This window comes from Bradyrhizobium sp. SZCCHNR1053, from assembly GCF_032381235.1.
GTDB lineage: Bacteria > Pseudomonadota > Alphaproteobacteria > Rhizobiales > Xanthobacteraceae > Bradyrhizobium.
This window is the reverse complement of record NZ_JAUHJM010000002.1, coordinates 191,191-207,286: the sequence shown is the minus strand read 5'-3', so window position 1 is coordinate 207,286 and position 16,096 is coordinate 191,191. Positions and strand designations below refer to the sequence as shown.

At 65.8% G+C, this 16,096-nt stretch carries 13 protein-coding genes and 1 pseudogene; 9 read left to right on the top strand and 5 right to left on the bottom strand.

Annotated features, from left to right (window positions below; genetic code table 11):
• Positions 1-97: 97 nt before the first annotated feature.
• Positions 98-469, top strand: a complete 372-nt coding sequence (locus QX051_RS05880; RefSeq protein WP_315775442.1) for a CsbD family protein — start codon at positions 98-100, stop codon at positions 467-469.
• A 138-nt stretch (positions 470-607) separates the two neighbouring features.
• On the opposite strand, the gene QX051_RS05875 is transcribed toward QX051_RS05880, so the two are convergent.
• Together QX051_RS05875 and QX051_RS05870 are read right to left on the bottom strand one after the other, a co-directional pair.
• On the bottom strand, positions 608-2,371 hold the full coding sequence (locus tag QX051_RS05875) for a DUF459 domain-containing protein (protein ID WP_315775441.1): 1,764 nt from the start codon (positions 2,369-2,371) through the stop codon (positions 608-610).
• 139 nt (positions 2,372-2,510) lie between these two features.
• Positions 2,511-3,905 (bottom strand): lytic murein transglycosylase, encoded by a 1,395-nt coding sequence (locus QX051_RS05870; RefSeq protein WP_315775440.1) that lies wholly within the window; start codon positions 3,903-3,905, stop codon positions 2,511-2,513.
• Positions 3,906-4,124: 219 nt separating this feature from the next.
• On the opposite strand from QX051_RS05870, the gene QX051_RS05865 reads away from it, so the two are divergent.
• Positions 4,125-5,006 carry a UTP--glucose-1-phosphate uridylyltransferase gene (locus QX051_RS05865; RefSeq protein WP_315734482.1) on the top strand — a complete coding sequence of 294 codons (882 nt, stop codon included), beginning with the start codon at positions 4,125-4,127 and terminating at the stop codon, positions 5,004-5,006.
• 46 nt (positions 5,007-5,052) lie between these two features.
• On the opposite strand, the gene QX051_RS05860 is transcribed toward QX051_RS05865, so the two are convergent.
• Positions 5,053-6,561 carry a diguanylate cyclase gene (locus QX051_RS05860; protein ID WP_315775439.1) on the bottom strand — a complete coding sequence of 503 codons (1,509 nt, stop codon included), beginning with the start codon at positions 6,559-6,561 and terminating at the stop codon, positions 5,053-5,055.
• Positions 6,562-6,703: 142 nt separating this feature from the next.
• Here QX051_RS05860 and QX051_RS05855 point away from each other — a divergent pair, with 142 nt between their 5' ends.
• From QX051_RS05855 to QX051_RS05825, 7 genes and pseudogenes are all read left to right on the top strand, one after another.
• On the top strand, positions 6,704-6,961 hold the full coding sequence (locus tag QX051_RS05855; protein ID WP_315734477.1) for a hypothetical protein: 258 nt from the start codon (positions 6,704-6,706) through the stop codon (positions 6,959-6,961).
• A 54-nt stretch (positions 6,962-7,015) separates the two neighbouring features.
• Positions 7,016-7,416 (top strand): annotated as a pseudogene (locus QX051_RS05850) (peptide ABC transporter substrate-binding protein); the annotation flags it as partial.
• Positions 7,417-7,685: 269 nt separating this feature from the next.
• Positions 7,686-9,479: a peptide ABC transporter substrate-binding protein gene (locus QX051_RS05845; RefSeq protein ID WP_315772575.1), complete on the top strand. Its 1,794-nt coding sequence runs from the start codon at positions 7,686-7,688 to the stop codon at positions 9,477-9,479.
• Between the two features lie 43 nt (positions 9,480-9,522).
• The gene (locus QX051_RS05840) at positions 9,523-10,482 is read left to right on the top strand and encodes an ABC transporter permease (RefSeq protein WP_315775438.1); all 960 of its coding nucleotides are present in this window, start codon (positions 9,523-9,525) and stop codon (positions 10,480-10,482) included.
• The gene (locus tag QX051_RS05835; protein WP_315734470.1) at positions 10,448-11,389 is read left to right on the top strand and encodes an ABC transporter permease; all 942 of its coding nucleotides are present in this window, start codon (positions 10,448-10,450) and stop codon (positions 11,387-11,389) included. The genes QX051_RS05840 and QX051_RS05835 overlap by 35 nt, the downstream gene beginning before the upstream one ends.
• Positions 11,389-12,387, top strand: a complete 999-nt coding sequence (locus QX051_RS05830) for an ABC transporter ATP-binding protein (RefSeq protein WP_315775437.1) — start codon at positions 11,389-11,391, stop codon at positions 12,385-12,387. Before QX051_RS05835 ends, QX051_RS05830 begins: the two co-directional genes overlap by 1 nt.
• Positions 12,387-13,385 (top strand): dipeptide ABC transporter ATP-binding protein, encoded by a 999-nt coding sequence (locus QX051_RS05825; RefSeq protein ID WP_315753319.1) that lies wholly within the window; start codon positions 12,387-12,389, stop codon positions 13,383-13,385. Before QX051_RS05830 ends, QX051_RS05825 begins: the two co-directional genes overlap by 1 nt.
• Positions 13,386-13,401: 16 nt before the next feature.
• On the opposite strand, the gene QX051_RS05820 is transcribed toward QX051_RS05825, so the two are convergent.
• Positions 13,402-13,857, bottom strand: a complete 456-nt coding sequence (locus QX051_RS05820; RefSeq protein WP_315775436.1) for a PilZ domain-containing protein — start codon at positions 13,855-13,857, stop codon at positions 13,402-13,404.
• Positions 13,858-14,005: 148 nt separating this feature from the next.
• On the bottom strand, positions 14,006-15,862 hold the full coding sequence (locus QX051_RS05815; RefSeq protein WP_315775435.1) for a feruloyl-CoA synthase: 1,857 nt from the start codon (positions 15,860-15,862) through the stop codon (positions 14,006-14,008).
• Positions 15,863-16,096 lie beyond the last annotated feature (234 nt).

The window sequence follows — 16,096 nt, the reverse complement described above, 5'->3', positions numbered from 1 at the left end:
ATCAGAAGTTCACCGACTCGGGAATCCTGATTCCGGCAAAAAACATCACGCTCTAGCAGGCCAGCAATCCCGCACAATGCAGAGAAGGAGAGCGGCAATGGATCAGGATCGGCTGACCGGTACGGCCAAGGATGTCGCAGGCAAGATCGAAGGCGGCGTCGGCGAGATGTTGGGCGACAAGAGCACGCAGGCGTCGGGCCGTGCACGCGAGGCTTCGGGCGTCGTTCAGAACATGTATGGCCAGGCCAGGGACGCGGCGCGCGAGGCCGGCGATGCGGCGATGGATTTCGCCAAGGATACGTTCGGCAACGGCTCCGAAACGCTCCGTGACGGCACGCAGGCCCTGACCAAGCGGGTTCAGGACAATCCGATAGGTGCACTCCTGGTCGCCGGCGGCATCGGCTTCCTGCTGGCGATGCTGATGCGCTCGCCGAGCCGGCCGCAGCCGCCGCAGCGCTGGCGCTACTGAGGCTGCAACAGCCCCGCTGACGGACGATCAGATGAAAATCGGCCCGCATTCGTTCTCGAATGCGGGCCGATTTGTCATGGTCATCTTGTTCCGGAATGATCCGCGTCGATCGCCCCCAGCGCCGAAATGCGGTCACGATCAGCGGCCCTGGGTCTCCAGCGCTGCTGCCGAGCGGCCGACCAATCCTGGCGGCCGCGGCGGCGCGTTCGGATTGCGCGCGGCGGGCGGCCGCGCCGGCTGCTGTTGCTGCTGAGGCGCGCCGAAGCCAAAGAAGTCGCGGACGCCCTGATTCGGCTGCTGCGTTTGGGCTGGCGGCTGCTGAGCGGGCGCCGCCGGCGTGGTCAGCCGCTTCTGCCTCGGCTGCGGCGGCACCGGTCCCTGCGCGGCCGGAGTTGCTTCCGCCGGCGAGGTCGCGGCCATTGGCGCCTCCGGCCGGGTGAACTCCTTCGGCGGCTCCTTGGCCTGCTCGCGCCCAACCTCGCGGCGGGGCCAGGCGAAATCGTCGGCGCGGCCGGCCGGCGGGCTCAACGCCTCGCCCTTGACCAGGGTCCGGGCCGCCAGCGCATCGACCGCCGCAGGTCGGGAGCCGGGGCCGCCCAGCAACTGGTCGGTGCCGACGGATGACGCCACCAGCGGCAGGATCGGGCCGGCGACCGGCCGCGGCGCCGGCTGGCCGGGCACGGCATTGGCGTCCGGCGTCGCCGGCTCGTTCGGCAATTCGAGCGGCGCTGAACGGGCCGCGAGCAGCCGGTTGATCTCACGCTCGGCATAGTGGGCGAGCTTGCGTGCGCCCGGCTTGGTGAAATACACGCCGTCATAGGAGCGCAGCTGCCGGATCTGGCCTTCGAAGTCCGGCCCCTTCTGCAGGAAGCGGCCGGACTCGTCGACAAAGCCGTCCCAGACGTCGACATAGGTGATGCCGGCCTTGCCGGCCGCATCGCGATACAGCGAATCGAGGAACAGCGTGTCCGCCGTGCCCTTGGGACCGCGAACCGCGGGCAGGCCGACCCAGAGCACGGGCACGCCCTTGCTCTTGGCGATCGCGATCATCTCCTCGATCTTCTTCGTGTAGAGCTCGACCCAGCGCTCGTCCCGGAACTCATAGAGGCCGCCTGGCGAGCGGGCGGCCTTCTCCGGTGCCGCGACCGCAGGCGTGTCGTTGTCGGCCTCGTCCTGCGGCAGATCGGTATCGGCAGCCTTGTCGTCGGGCTTGGCCGCCGTGTCGGCCTTGCCATCCGGCTTGGCTTCGCCCGGCTTGGCCTCACCGGGCTTTGTCTCACCAGGCTTTGTCTCACCAGGCTTGGCCTTGGCATCCTTCTTGGCCTTGTCGCCCTTCTTGTCGTCGGGCTTCTCGGTCTTCTCCATCGCGGGCTCGCGCAGCGAGATGCGGTCGTTGAGGCCGAGCATGATGACGATGGCGTCGGCGCGCTCGGTCGCCAGGATGCCCTTGGCGGCGGCGGCCCAGTCGGCCGGCTCGCCCTTGGGCTGGTACTTGATGAGGCCCGAAGTGGTCCTGATCTTGCGGGTCACGCCCATGTCGGGCTGCTCGGAATAGGCCTCTTCCAGGCCATAGGCGAGCCAGTCGGCCATGGCGTCGCCGAGCACCAGCACATAGCGGTCCGGCGCGCCGTCACGCTTCTCCGGCGGCGGCGCCTTGGAATAGTCCTGGATCACCCTCTTCGGCTGTTGCTGCGGGAACGGAGTAAAGAAGTCGCCGCCGAACCAACCTCCGCCACCTCCACCGCCGCGCGGCGCCGGGCGGGGCGAGGCGAACGGGTTGAAGTTGAAGAACTGGGCCGAGGCGGGGCCGGCGATGCCGACGAGCATGGCGATGACGACCGCCAGCACGACCAGCGGGCCGGGCTCGTTCAACAGCTTGAGGATGGACTTCAGCTTTGACATGCGCACCCGTCGCGCGGCGAGATCGTGACGATCCATATAATAGGACGCGAATCAGGCCGCAAACGGGCATTCACCGGATGGTGTTGATGGCATCGGTAATCGCCCCACACGGTTACCGGCAGGGCAGATTGGGCTGTGATCAGCGCGCCCGCAGCCGTTCGAGCACATCCGAGGTGGCAAATCCGTCCGCCGGCGCCCCGATCGAGGCCTGGAAGTTCCGCAGCGCCTCGCGCGTCTGGCCACCGAACTGGCCGTCCGGCGTTCCGCGGTAAAATCCGCGCTCGGCGAGCAATTGCTGCAGCTCGAGCCGCTCGCCGCGCGACAGCGTCCGCTCCTCGCGCGGCCAGGCCTGAACGAACGGCGGTCCGCCCCGCAGACGGTCGGCGAAGTGGCCGATCGCCAGCGCATAGGCTTCCGCCGGGTTGTATTTCATGATGACGCGGAAGTTCTGCAGCATCAGGAAGCCGGGGCCCTGGGCGCCGGCCGGCGCCAGCAGATAGGCCTTTTCGGCGCTGGCCGGGAACGGCTGACCATTGGCTCGCCGCAGGCCGAGCTGTTCCCACTGGCCGAAGCTCATGCTCTTGGCGCGGTCAGCGAGCATGTAGTTGAAGCCCTGGGGCACCACGACCTCGTAGCCCCAGCTCTGGCCGCTCTGCCAGCCGTCCTTCTTCAGATTGTTGGCGGTCGAGGCGATCAGGTCGGCCGGATTGTCGACGACGTCGCGGCGGCCATCGCCGTCGGCATCGACGGCGAAGCGCTTGAACGCGGTCGGCATGAACTGAGTCGGGCCGAAGGCGCCTGCCCACGAGCCGCGCAACTGCTCGGGGCGCAAATCGCCGCGATTGAGGATCTCCAGGGCGGAGAGGAACTCATCCTTGAAATAGGCCTGGCGGCGGCCGATGCAGGCGAGCGTCGCGGTCGACTGAAGCACGCTGCGGTCGCCGATCTGGGTCGAGTAGTTGGACTCGATGCCCCAGATCGAAGCGATAATGTAACGGTCGACGCCATAGGCGCGCTCGGCCGCATCGAACTGCGGCTTGTACGTCGCCAGCACCTCGCGGCCCTTCGCCAGCCGGTTGTCGTTCACCAGGATGTCGAGATAGTCCCAGATCGACTTGGTAAATTCGGGCTGCGCGTCGAGCAGGTCCATGATGCGCAGGTCCGGCGACAGGCCGGCGGTGAAGCGCTGGAAATTGTCCTGCGTGATGTTGCGCCGTGCGGCATCTGGCCACATGCCGGCGACGCAATTGTCGAAATTGCCGGCGGCTTCGCGGATCGCGGCCGCCGTCATCAGCGGATGGCCGGAGGCGCCGTCCTCGCCGCTCCACGGCTGCGGCCCGCCGGCGGCGGGGGGCTGGTTGGGGGCGGGGTTGCCCTTGGTCGGGGTGCCCGTGAACAGGCCGTCGAGAAAGTTCAGCGGCCCGCCGCCGGATTGCGCGACAGCGGAACCAGACACCACCGTCAACGCCGTGACCAGAACCGCCGCGCCAGCACCGGCCTTCAGAGCTGTCAGCATCACGTTCCGTCGCATCATGTCTCGATCCAGATCGCATGGAAGATCGGGCTCCACGAGGCCCGGTCCTGCTTAACGGGAGATTAACAAGGTTAACGATTTCCGCAGCGAAATTTAGCCGTTCGGTTCGTGTCGAGCGGAACACTGGACCCAACATCCGCCTTTGTTCTCGGCTGCAAACGAGCTACCTAAAATGCGATCGATTTCGCATTCATATCGCCACAAGGTCTAGTCATCCCCATGAAGATCCGCAAAGCCGTTTTTCCGGTCGCCGGTCTCGGCACCCGCGTCCTTCCCGCCACCAAGGCGATGCCGAAGGAAATGCTGACGATCGTCGACAGGCCGCTCATCCAATATGTCTTCGACGAAGCCAAGGAGGCGGGCATCGAGCATTTCGTGTTCGTGACCGGGCGCAACAAGACCGCGATCGAGGATCATTTCGACCGCATGTACGAGCTCGACGCGACGCTCGCGGCGCGCGGCAAGAAGACCGAGATCGAGATCCTGGCGCGCGACCAGCCGGAGGCTGGCGCGGTCAGCTTCACCCGTCAGCAGGCGCCGCTCGGCCTCGGCCATGCCGTGTGGTGCGCGCGCGACATCGTCGGTGACGAGCCGTTCGCGGTGGTGCTGCCGGACGAGCTGGTGCTGAACTCGCCGGGGTGCCTGGCGCAGATGATCGCGGCGGCGAGCAAGCTTCCGGAGAAGAGCAACGTGCTGGCGGTGCAGGAAGTGCCCGCCGACCAGACCCATCAATACGGCATCTGCGGCGTCGGCAAGCGCGACGGCAAGATCTTCGAGGTCGACGGCATGGTCGAGAAGCCGGCCAAGGGCACCGCGCCGTCGAACTTCTCGATCACCGGGCGCTACATCCTGCAGCCGGAGATCTTCCAGATCCTGGCGACTCAGGAGCGCGGCGCCGGCGGCGAGATCCAGCTTACCGATGCGATGATCGGACTGTCGAAGACACAGAAATTCTATGGCGTGGATTTCGACGGCGAGCGGCATGATTGCGGCTCGAAGTCCGGCTTCCTGCGCGCCAACATCGCCTTCGGCATGGCGCGCGCCGACCTGCGCGATGGCCTGCGCGAGGACATGAAGCGCTATCTCGAAGGCAAGGGCTGAGGCCAAGCCGGCGAGAAGTGCCGCGCCTTCGAGGCGGTTGGCGGCATCACGCCGCCAGCGAGGCCGCGGGTGACGGGTGACGCACCGCTGCGCTGGCGCAGCGGTTACGGCCCGCGGCCTTGGCCATGTAGAGGGCGCGGTCGGCGGCGTTCAGCAGGCCGGTCCAATCGGTGTCGCGCGACGGCGTGACGCTGGCGGCGCCGATGCTGATCGAGGTGGTGCACGCTTCTCCCGCCCACAGCTTGACCTTGCTGCGGATCGTCTCCGCGACGCGCAGCGCATCCGCTTCCGAGGTCCCGGGCAGCAGCACCGCGAACTCCTCGCCGCCATAACGCGCGGCGCAGTCGCCGGCGCGCCGCACCGAATCGGAGATGCACACGGCAATGCCGACCAGCACCTGATCGCCGGCCTGGTGCCCATGGGTGTCGTTGTAGCTCTTGAAGTGATCGGCATCGATCATCAGCAGCCCCAGCGGCGCGCCGGTGCGCTGCGCCCGCCACCATTCGAGCTCGATCGTCTCGTCGAACTTGCGCCGATTCTTCAGGCCCGTCAGCGGATCCGTGGTCGCGAGCTGCTCCAGCCTGGATTCGATCTTCGCCCGGAGCTGGATCTCGCGCGCGGCGACCTGCGTCGCGGCCAGGACGAACACGATCAGCGCCAGCATCATTGCCCCGATCTCTGCAGCCTCGTTGCGCCAGTATGCGTAGACGCTGTCCCACGACTTGCTGGCGATCACGACCAGCGGCTCATTGCCGTTGCGCCAGACCAGGAGCCGCGGCAGATCGTCCAGTGCGCCATAGCTGCTCGACCAGCCGGACGGCTCGGTGAGCGCGCGGGTCACGGCCGGCGCCCGCGCCAGATTGCGGCCGATCGCGGCGGAATCGAACGGCGCGCCGACGACGACGGTGCCGTCGCGCCGGAGCACCGTGATGTTGTCGCCCGACCCGAGCGTGAGCCGTGCGAACAGGTCGCGGAAATAGCCGAGGCGGATCGAGCCGGCGACGACGCCGGCGAAGCGCCCGTCCGGCGTCGAGATGCGGCGGCTGAGAACGATGGAATATTGGCCATGATGCTGGGCGGGCCGCCCGACATAGAGTCCGGTGTCGGGCCGGTCGCGATGCACCTGGAAAAAATCGGCGTCGCTGCGGTCCTCCGGCAGCGGGTCGAGCGTCGACGACTCGAGCGACAGCCGTCCGCGGGCATCGAACACCTGGATGGTGCCGAAATTCTTCGCGGTGGACGAACGGTCGAACAGGATCAGTTGGCGGACCGGCTTGCTGACCTCGTTGATTTCGGGCAGCAACATGTTGCTGGCCACCGCCCGCAGCGAGAGATCGTAGAGCTCGACGTTGCGGCTGATGTCGGCGCCGATGCTGGCGGCCATGTTCTCCAGCGCCTGCCGGGCGCGGACCTCCTCGCTCCGGCGCAGGTCGATCATGACGCTGGCGCAGATGGCGGAGAAACCGATGATGGTCGAGATGGAGCAGGTGATCAGCGTGCGCGCCGAGACCCGCCAGGGCTGCGTCGCCCGGCCCGTTCGGCGTTTCCAGCGCATCGGATCGTCCCGTCCCCGTGGAGTCCCATCCGTAGACTGACGGATAAAGCCGAAGTAACGCATGTTAGGTTAACGAGTCGTTGCGTTCGCGGTGCCTGTCGTCAAGGCGGCCGCACACGCGCTGGTACGATGGAGTCGAGACTTGCCGGACTATGATGCGCTTCGAGATTACCTCAAGCGGCAGACCCGCCCCGAGCTGGTGCTCAGCCTCGACGAGATCGAGGAGTTGATCGGCGACAGCCTGCCGCGCGCCGCGCAGCGCGCCTCGTGGTGGGACAGCCTGCGGAGCCCGCAGGAGAAAATGCCGCAGCGCGAGGCCTGCCTGGCGGCAGGCTATGTCGCGACCCGGCTGCCGGATGGCAAGGGTGTCCGCTTCCGCAAGCTGAAGCCGGAGCGCTGAGCTGCATCCGTGCCCGTGGCAATTGGCCTGCATCCTGCTTTCCAGGCGGTGACGCGCTTCGAGTTCAACGTCGACGAGGCGATCGAGATTTTGGAGAACGCCGGGTGGAAGGAGGGCGCGAGCGGCATTCGCGAGAAGGGCGGCAAGCCGCTCGAGCTCGTAGTCCAGACCTCCACCAACGGCCCGCGGCCGAAGAACGATGTCATCGTCACGCAGGCCTGCCAGAAGGCGGCCATCGAGCTCGAGCCGAAGTCGGTGGTGGCTCGGCGTTCTTCTCCAGCGACGTCGCCAATTCCGACACCTACACGCACGTCTACTGCGACATGGAGATGCTGATGATCACGATGGCGTCGCCGGGTACGCGCGTCAGCGGCATCCGCAAAGGTTTGTAGAGCCGTTCCTCGGAATGGGACAACGACCTCTGGCAGTTGCCGAACTGGTGTCGCGAGAGCTGAGCGCACATCGAGAGCGTTCATGCCGAAGCAGAACATTCCGGTGTGTGGCGACCGTCGCCAGCGACGTAGTTCCATTTTCCGGGATGTGACTCGCAGTCAATCTTTCCGCATCTGCGAAGTGCGACAATCGATCCGTTCTTTATTGCGGAATTGGCCCGGATTCTGCTTTGACAGTCGCTTCGAAGGCTGATCCAATTTTATGCAGTTCCCGATCGATGCAAGACGGGGACGCGTTTTTTGGCATTCAGCACCACCTTTGGAGTCGATTGATGAACGAGCGTGACCTCCGTAGCCAGATCGCTGATGTCAAAGCAGGACGCCTGTCACGGCGCGAATTTGTGCAGCGGATGATTGCCGTGGGGCTGACCGCGCCGATGGCCGGCGCGATGCTCGCCCATTCCGGCGTCGCCGTGGCCGCCCAAGCCATCGCCTACAAGCCGACCAAGGCCGGTGGCGGCGGTCCGCTCAAGCTGCTGCTCTGGCAGGCGCCGACGCTGCTCAATCCGCATTTCGCCATCGGCACCAAGGACCAGGAGGCCAGCCGCCTGTTCTACGAACCGCTGGCCGGATGGGACAAGGACGGCAATCTGGTGCCGATTCTCGCCGCGGAGATTCCGAGCAAGGAGAATGGCGGTCTTGCGGCCGACGGTTTGTCGGTGACCTGGAAGCTGAAGAAGGGCGTCAAATGGCACGACGGCAAGCCGTTCACCGCCGACGACGTCATCTTCAATTGGGAATACGCCAACAACCCCGAGACCTCGGCGGTCTCGATCGGCAGCTACAAGAACGTCAAGTCGATCGAGAAGATCGACGATCTGACCGTGAAGCTGATCTTTCCGCAGCCGACGCCGTTCTGGGCCGATGCCTTCGTCGCCTCGTTCGGCTGCATCATCCCCAAGCATCACTTTGCGGATTATATCGGCGCGAAGTCGCGCGAGGCGCCGGCGAACCTGAAGCCGGTCGGTACCGGTCCCTACATGTTCGTGGACTTCAAGCCGGGCGACACCGTCGCCGGCAAGCGCTTCCCGGACTATCACGTGCCGACGCAGCCCTATTTCGACACGGTCGAGATCAAGGGCGGCGGCGATGCCGTCTCCGCTGCGCGCGCGGTGCTGCAGACCGGTGAATACGACTACGCCTACAATCTGCAGGTCGAGGACGAGATCCTGACCAAGCTCGAGGCGGGCGGCCAGGGCAAGACCGAGCTGACGCTGACCGGCAACATCGAATATATCGGCCTCAACGTCACCGATCCCAATGTCGAGGTCGACGGCGAGCGCGCCAGCCTGAAGACCAAGCACCCGCTGTTCTCCGATCCCGAGGTGCGCAAGGCGATCAATCTGCTGATCGACCGTGCGTCGGTGCAGAAGTTCATCTATGGACGCGCCGGCGTCGCGACGCCGAACTTCCTCAACAATCCCGAACGCTTCCGTTCGAAGAACAACAGCTTCGAGTTCTCGATCGAAAAGGCCAGCCAGATCCTCGATGCGGCCGGCTGGAAGAAGGGCGCCTCCGGCATCCGCGAGAAGGACGGCAAGCCGCTCAAATTCGTATTCCAGACCTCGATCAACGGTCCGCGTCAGAAGAACCAGGCGATCATCAAGCAGGCGTTCCAGAAGGCCGGCATCGAGGTCGAGCTGAAGTCGGTGGTCGCGTCGGTGTTCTTCTCCTCGGACGTCGCGAACCCCGACACCTACTCGCATTTCTACTGCGACATGCAGATGTATCAGACCACGATGCCGCAGGCGGATCCGCAGTTCTTCATGAACCAGTTCGTGTCCACCGAGGCCGCGACCAAGGAGAACAAGTGGCAGGGCCGCAACATCTGCCGCTGGCAGAACAAGGAGTATGACGAGACCTACAAGCTGGCCCAGAGCGAGCTCGATCCGGTCAAGCGCGCCGCGCTGTTCATCAAGCTCAACGATCTCGTCGTGCGCGACAACTACGTCCTGCCGGAGATCAACCGGCTCAATGCGATCGGCGTGAAGAACGGCATGGTGCTGTACAAGAGCGGCTGGGACAACGATTTGGCGTTCATCGCCACCTGGTATCGGGCGAGCTGACGCGCGGCCAGCATGACCAGCCAGACATCGTAGGGGTGGAGCGATGGGAAACTATCTTCTCAGGCGCCTCATCGTCGCTGTGCCGAGCCTGCTCGGCATCAGTCTCATTCTGTTCGTGCTGCTCGCGCTGGCACCGGGCGATCCATTCGGCGAGCTCGCGAGCAACCCGAACGTGCCGCCCGAGGTGCGCGAGGCGCTGCGCATCAAGTTCGGGATGAACGATCCCGTGCTGTTGCGCTATGTCCACTGGCTGGTCGCCATGTTCAAGGGCGACTGGGGCTTCTCATTCGCCAGCCGCGTCAACGTCGACACGCTGATACTGCAGCGGATACCGACCACGCTCTACGTGGTCGGCACCGCGCAGATCCTGGCGCTGGCGGTGGCGCTGCCGGTGGGCGTGCTCGCGGCGCGGCGGCCCTATTCGATCTTCGACCAGATCGCCAACACCTTCGCCTTCATCGGCTTCTCGCTGCCCACCTTCTTCACCGGCCTGCTGCTGATCCTGATCTTCAGCGTCAATCTCGGCTGGCTGCCGTTCGTCTATCGCGCCGACCTCAGCGCCACCGGCTGGCAATGGTGGTGGGAGAGCATCAAGCAGGCGATCATGCCGGTCACGGTGCTCGGCCTCTATCAGGCGGCGTCCTACACCCGCTATGTTCGTTCGGCCGTGCTCGACGTCATCAAGCTCGACTACGTCACGACCGCGCGTTCCAAGGGCCTCGACGAGCGCAAGGTGATCGTCAAGCACGTCGTGCGCAACGCGCTGATCCCGGTGGTGACTCTGGTGGCGCTGCAGATGCCGACCGTGTTCGGCGGCGCCATCGTGACTGAGCAGATCTTCCGCATTCCCGGCATCGGCTCGCTCCTGATCAGCGCGATCCTCGCCAACGATACGCCGGTCATCATGGCGGTGACTTTCGTGTTCGCCTGCCTCGTCGTCCTCTTCAACCTCATCGCAGACATTCTGTATGGCTGGCTTGACCCACGCATCTCCTTCCGTTGAGACGGCGCCGGTCGCCGCATCGCCCAAACGGCGTTTCTCGCCGGGCCGCGACGCGCTCCGCCGCTTCCTCCGTCACCGCCTCGCGGCCGCCAGCATCGTCGTGCTGCTGCTGCTCGCGCTCTCGATCCTGCTCGGCCCGTGGCTGTGGCGGATTCCGATCAACGAGATCGACTTCACGGCACGCCTCGCGCCGCCGTCCTGGGAGCATCCGTTCGGCACGGACGATCTCGGCCAGGATCTGCTGGCGCGCATGATCTATGGCGGCCGCATCTCGCTTGCGGTCGGCTTTGCCGCGATGGGCGTGGCGCTGTTCGTCGGCATTCTCGTCGGTGCGATCGCCGGCTCGGCCAAGGGACCGGTGGATGCCGCGCTGATGTGGCTGACCGATCTGTTTCTGTCGCTGCCGCAACTGCCGCTGCTGCTCCTGATTATCTATTTGTTCCGCGATTTCCTGAAGGGCTGGCTCGGCCCGGAAGGCGGCGTCTTCGTGCTCATCGTGCTCGTGATCGGCGGCTTTCGCTGGATGCATGTGGCGCGTCTGGTCCGCGCGCAGTTCCTGTCGCTGCGTGAGAAGGAATTCGTCGAGGCCGCGCGCGCGCTCGGCGCCTCCAACGCCCGTCTCGTCGTCCGCCACATCCTGCCGAACGCGCTGGGGCCGGTGATCGTCGCCGGCACCATCGACGTTGCGGCCGCGATCATCGCGGAATCGACGCTGTCGTTCCTCGGTCTCGGCTTCCCGCCGGACATTCCGACCTGGGGCCGGCTGCTGTTCGACGCCAAGGACTATCTCGACATCGCGCCGCATTGGGCGCTGTTCGCCGGCGGCGCGATCTTCCTTACCGTGATCGCGATCAACTTCATCGGCGATGGCCTGCGTGACGCGCTCGATCCGCGGAAGGTGATGTGATGGATGCCCGCGTAGCTCCGCTCCTCGAGATCAAGGGGCTGAAGACCTATTTCAACAGCGACGAGGGCGAGGTCCAGGCCGTCGACGGCGTCGACATCTCGATCGGCAGCGGCGAGACCCTGTGCGTGGTCGGCGAGTCCGGCTCCGGCAAGACCGTGACGGCCATGTCGGTGCTGAAGCTGATCGCGATGCCGCCCGGTCGCATTGCCGGCGGCCAGATCCTGTGGCGGGGCCGTGACCTGGTGCCGCTCGGCTCGTCCGAGATGAACAAGATCCGCGCCAGCGAGATCGCGATCGTGTTCCAGGAGCCGATGACCTCGCTCAACCCGGTCTACACCGTCGGCGACCAGATCGCCGAGGTGATCCGGCTGCATCAGGGCCTGTCGAAGAAGGCGGCGATGGATCGGGCGGCCGAGATGCTGGCGCTGGTGCAGATCCCCAATCCGAAAGCCCGCGTGAACGACTATCCGCATCATTTCTCTGGCGGCATGCGCCAGCGCGTGATGATTGCGATGGCGCTGTCGTGCAATCCCAAGCTCCTGATCGCCGACGAGCCGACGACCGCCCTCGACGTCACGATCCAGGCGCAGATCCTCGATCTGCTGCTCGATATGAAGGAGCGGCTCGGCATGTCGATCATGCTGATCACCCACGCGATGGGCGTGGTGGCCGAGGTCGCGCAGCGGGTCGTGGTGATGTATGCCGGCCGGGTAGCGGAGGAGGCGCCGGTCGAGCGGTTGTTTGCCAATCCGCGCCATCCCTATACGCAGGGCCTGATCCGCTCGATCCCGCGTATTGATCTCGCGGCGGTCAGGAAGAGCCGGCTGGAGAGCATCCCCGGCAGCGTGCCGAAGCTGGTCAATCCGCCGGAGGGCTGCCGCTTCGCTTCCCGCTGCCGCTTCGCCATTCCCGATTGCAAGCGCGCGCAGCCGGAGCTGCGCGAGATCGAGCCCGGCCACAAGGTGGCGTGCATCCGCGCCGAAGAGACATTGCTGTGATGACCGAAGCTGCGATTGCCACGCCCGCCGCCCCCGCGCCGCTGCTCAGCGTGCGCAACCTGACCAAGGCGTTTCCGATCCGCGGTGGACTATTGAAGCGCCAGATCGGCAGCGTGCGCGCGGTCGACGGCGTCAACTTCCACATCGAGCCGAGCGAGACCTTCGGCCTCGTCGGCGAGTCCGGCTGCGGCAAGTCGACCACCGGGCGCTGCGTCCTCAGGCTGATCGAGCCGAGCTCGGGCGAGCTGAGCTTCGAGGGCAAGGACGTCATCGCGCTGTCCGGCGACAGGCTGCGCGCGTTGCGCCGCGACATCCAGATCATCTTCCAGGATCCCTACGCCTCGCTCAATCCACGCATGACCATCGGCGCCATCATCGGCGAGGCGCTGACGATCCATGGGCTGGCGACCTCACGCCAGCAATACGAGGCCCGCATCGTTCATCTCCTGGAGACCGTCGGCCTGCAAGCCGACCACATGACCCGCTATCCGCATGAATTCTCCGGCGGCCAGCGCCAGCGCATCGGCATTGCGCGGGCGATCGCGGTCGAGCCCAAGCTGATCATCTGCGACGAGCCGGTATCGGCGCTCGACGTGTCGATCCAGGCCCAGGTCATCAACCTGCTCGAGGATCTGCAGCAGAAGTTCGGCATCGCCTATCTGTTCGTCGCCCACGACCTCTCGGTCGTCGAGCACATCAGCCGCCGCGTCGCGGTGATGTATCTTGGCCGCATCGTCGAGACCGCGCCGTCGCGCCAGCTCTATTCGACGCCGAAGCATCCCTACACCGAGGCGCTGCTGTCGGCTGTGCCGATCCCGGATCCGAGCGTCAAGCGCAAGCGCGTGCGGCTCAAGGGCGAGGTGCCGAGCCCGATCAATCCACCGTCGGGCTGTCACTTTCACACCCGCTGCCCGATCGCCAAGGACGTCTGCAGCAAGGAAGTGCCGCCATTGAAGGCAAGCGCCGAGGGGCATCTCGTCGCCTGCCATTTCCGTTGAGGCAGGGGGCGGCGCGTTACGCCGCCTGACGGTCCGAGACCAGCGCCGTCAGCCGCACCGATTGCTCCGGGTTCAGTGCGAACTGGACCAACACGGTGCGGTCGCCGACGCGGGTCACGGTCCCCGGCAGATCGGACACCATGCCGGTGACGGCAAGCGTCACCGACGTGTTCATCGTCAGACGAACCGGAACGGCTTCGAGCAGCGCACCGCCGAGCGAGAGGTTGCGCACGGTGACAGGGATCGCTTCGCCATTCACCTGCAGCGTGCCGGCGCGGTTGATGTTGAGCCGCGTCGACAGCCGGCGATCGACCTCGGCAGTCGAGGTCCGGATCACCCGCACCAGTTCGGTGCGCAGTCGCTGCACCTTGTCGGCGACAACAGTCGAGCCGTCGCGGATGTCGGTCGAGCGCCGGCCGGCCTCGCTGGCCTCGCGAGAGACCTCAACTGAGCCATGGGGCGGTCCGGACATGTGAGGAATCTAGATGCGAGCCATTTTAAGGATTCGCAGTTGATGCCCGGTTAAGTGCGGATGGCAACTAGTTGCCGTACGCGCGGGGGCGTTTCCGCAGTTGTACGGACGCCATCTTGTGAGTGTTGAGTAGTTGCGTAGTTCTGGGTCAGGACATGTCGGGCCTGATCAGCTCGGGCGCAGTTTCATCCTTCAGTCGTGCGACCAGATCGGCGCGGCGGGTGAGCACCGCGCGCTGGTTGACATAGCCCTTGTCAGTGATCTCGCCGGCATCGAGCAAGGGCGGCTCGGCCATCAATAGCGCACGGGTCGCATAGCGCGACGAGCCGACCGCCTCAGTGCGAAGCTTGGCCAATCCTCGCGCGATGGCGGTGCGCACCGACGGATGCGCCAGAACGTCGCTGGCCGGGGCCGTCTCGGTCAGCCCAGCGGCGCCGCGGCACGCTGCGATGTTGGGCACGATGAGAAAGTGCACCTCGTCGGTGCCGTGGCCGGCGATCACGATATCCTGCGCCAACGGCGCCAGCGCCGCGATGCCGGCAATGCGCAGCGCGCCGACGTTCACCCATGTCCCGGAGCTGAGCTTGAAATCCTCGGTGATGCGGCCGTCGAAGAACAGGCCGCGCTCCGGATGCTCGGGATCTGCGAGCTTCACGGCGTCGCCGATCTTGTAGAAGCCCTCCTCGTCGAAAGCCGCGGCCGTGAGCTCGGGCGCCTTCCAATAGCCCGGCATCACGTTCGGCCCGCGCACGCGGACCTCGAGCTTCTCGCCGGTCGGCACCAGCTTGAGCTCGGTGCCGGGGATCGGCACGCCGATGTTGCCGGCGCGCTCGGCGAAGAAGTGGCAGTCGGTCGCGAGCGGCGATGTCTCGGTGGCGCCCCACGCCGACACCAGCGGTGCGGGACGGCCGATCGTGGCCCGGCTCATCTCGTTGAGCGCATCCCACAGATTTTGCGGCAGGGCCGCGGCCGCATAGAGGATGCACCTGACGCCGGAGAAAAATCTGCGGCGCAGATCGTCATCGGCCCTGAGTGCCGCGACCAGCATGTCGAAGCCGCGCGGCACGTTGAAATAGATCGTCGGCACCAGGCTGCGCAAATTGGCGAGCGAGGTCTCGAACAGGCCGGGCGCCGGCTTGCCGCCGTCGATGTAGATCGACCCGCCGTGGCTCAGCACCAGGTTGAAATTGTGGTTGGCGCCGAAGGTGTGACTCCATGGCAGCCAATCGACGATGACGGGGCCGCCCTCGACCTCGCGCAGGAAGGTCCAGAGCTGCGCCTTGGCCTGCTGGCTCATCGTCAGCATCCGGTGCGTGTTGATCACCGCTTTCGGCTGCCCGGTCGAGCCGGAGGTGAACAGCAGCTTGGCCACCGTGTCCGGCGTGACCGCGGCGAAGGCGCGGTCGACCTCGGCGCCGGGCTTCGTTGCGAGCAGGGTCTGCAGCGGCACCGCGCTCGTTCCATCGCCGTCGCCGGCAATGATCGTTGCCCGATGCAGGCCGTCGACAGCCGCGAGCGCGCGCGCGAACGGCTCGCGCTGCGCGACGAAGATGGCGCCCGGATCGAGCAGACGGATCATCGCGCGCAGCTTCTCGTGATCCGTCGACATCAGCGAATAGGCCGGCGAGATCGCGCAGACGGGGATGCCGATATGCTGCGCTGCGAGCGCCAGCACGGCATGGGCGATGCTGTTGTCGGAGAGGATCGCGAGCGGACGCTCCGGACCAAGGCCCTGCGCGAGCATCCAGGCCGCGGCGGCGCGGACCTGCATCAATGTTTCGCCGTAGGTCAGCCAGGTCCAGTTGTCGCCACGGCGTTCGGCCAGGAACGTGCGATCCGGGAAATGGTGGCCCCAATGCTCCAGCCATTCGCCGGTGCATCGCGCGGCCGGCTGCAACGGCATGCGCGAGCGCAGGATGATCGCGCCGTCGTCACGCCTGACGGCCTCGATCGACGGCTCGGCGAACATCGCAGGCCCGGATGGGCGGCGTTCTGCATCAACCATGGCGCGTCTCCGCGCTGCGGGCCGTGATTGCGGACGATGCAATGCGGGAGGGCGTGGGGAAGGAGAATGCTGCGCAACAGGCGCTGCGATCGGGTGCAATGTGCCGCCGCATTGCGGTCGCAATGCAGGCAGCCGTCGCCATGAATGACGGCATGCGTCTCCCTCCCATGTTGTAGTCGTTGATCGCGAGACTAACAGAATGGTTGTATTTTGCAATTATTGTGGATGTGACCA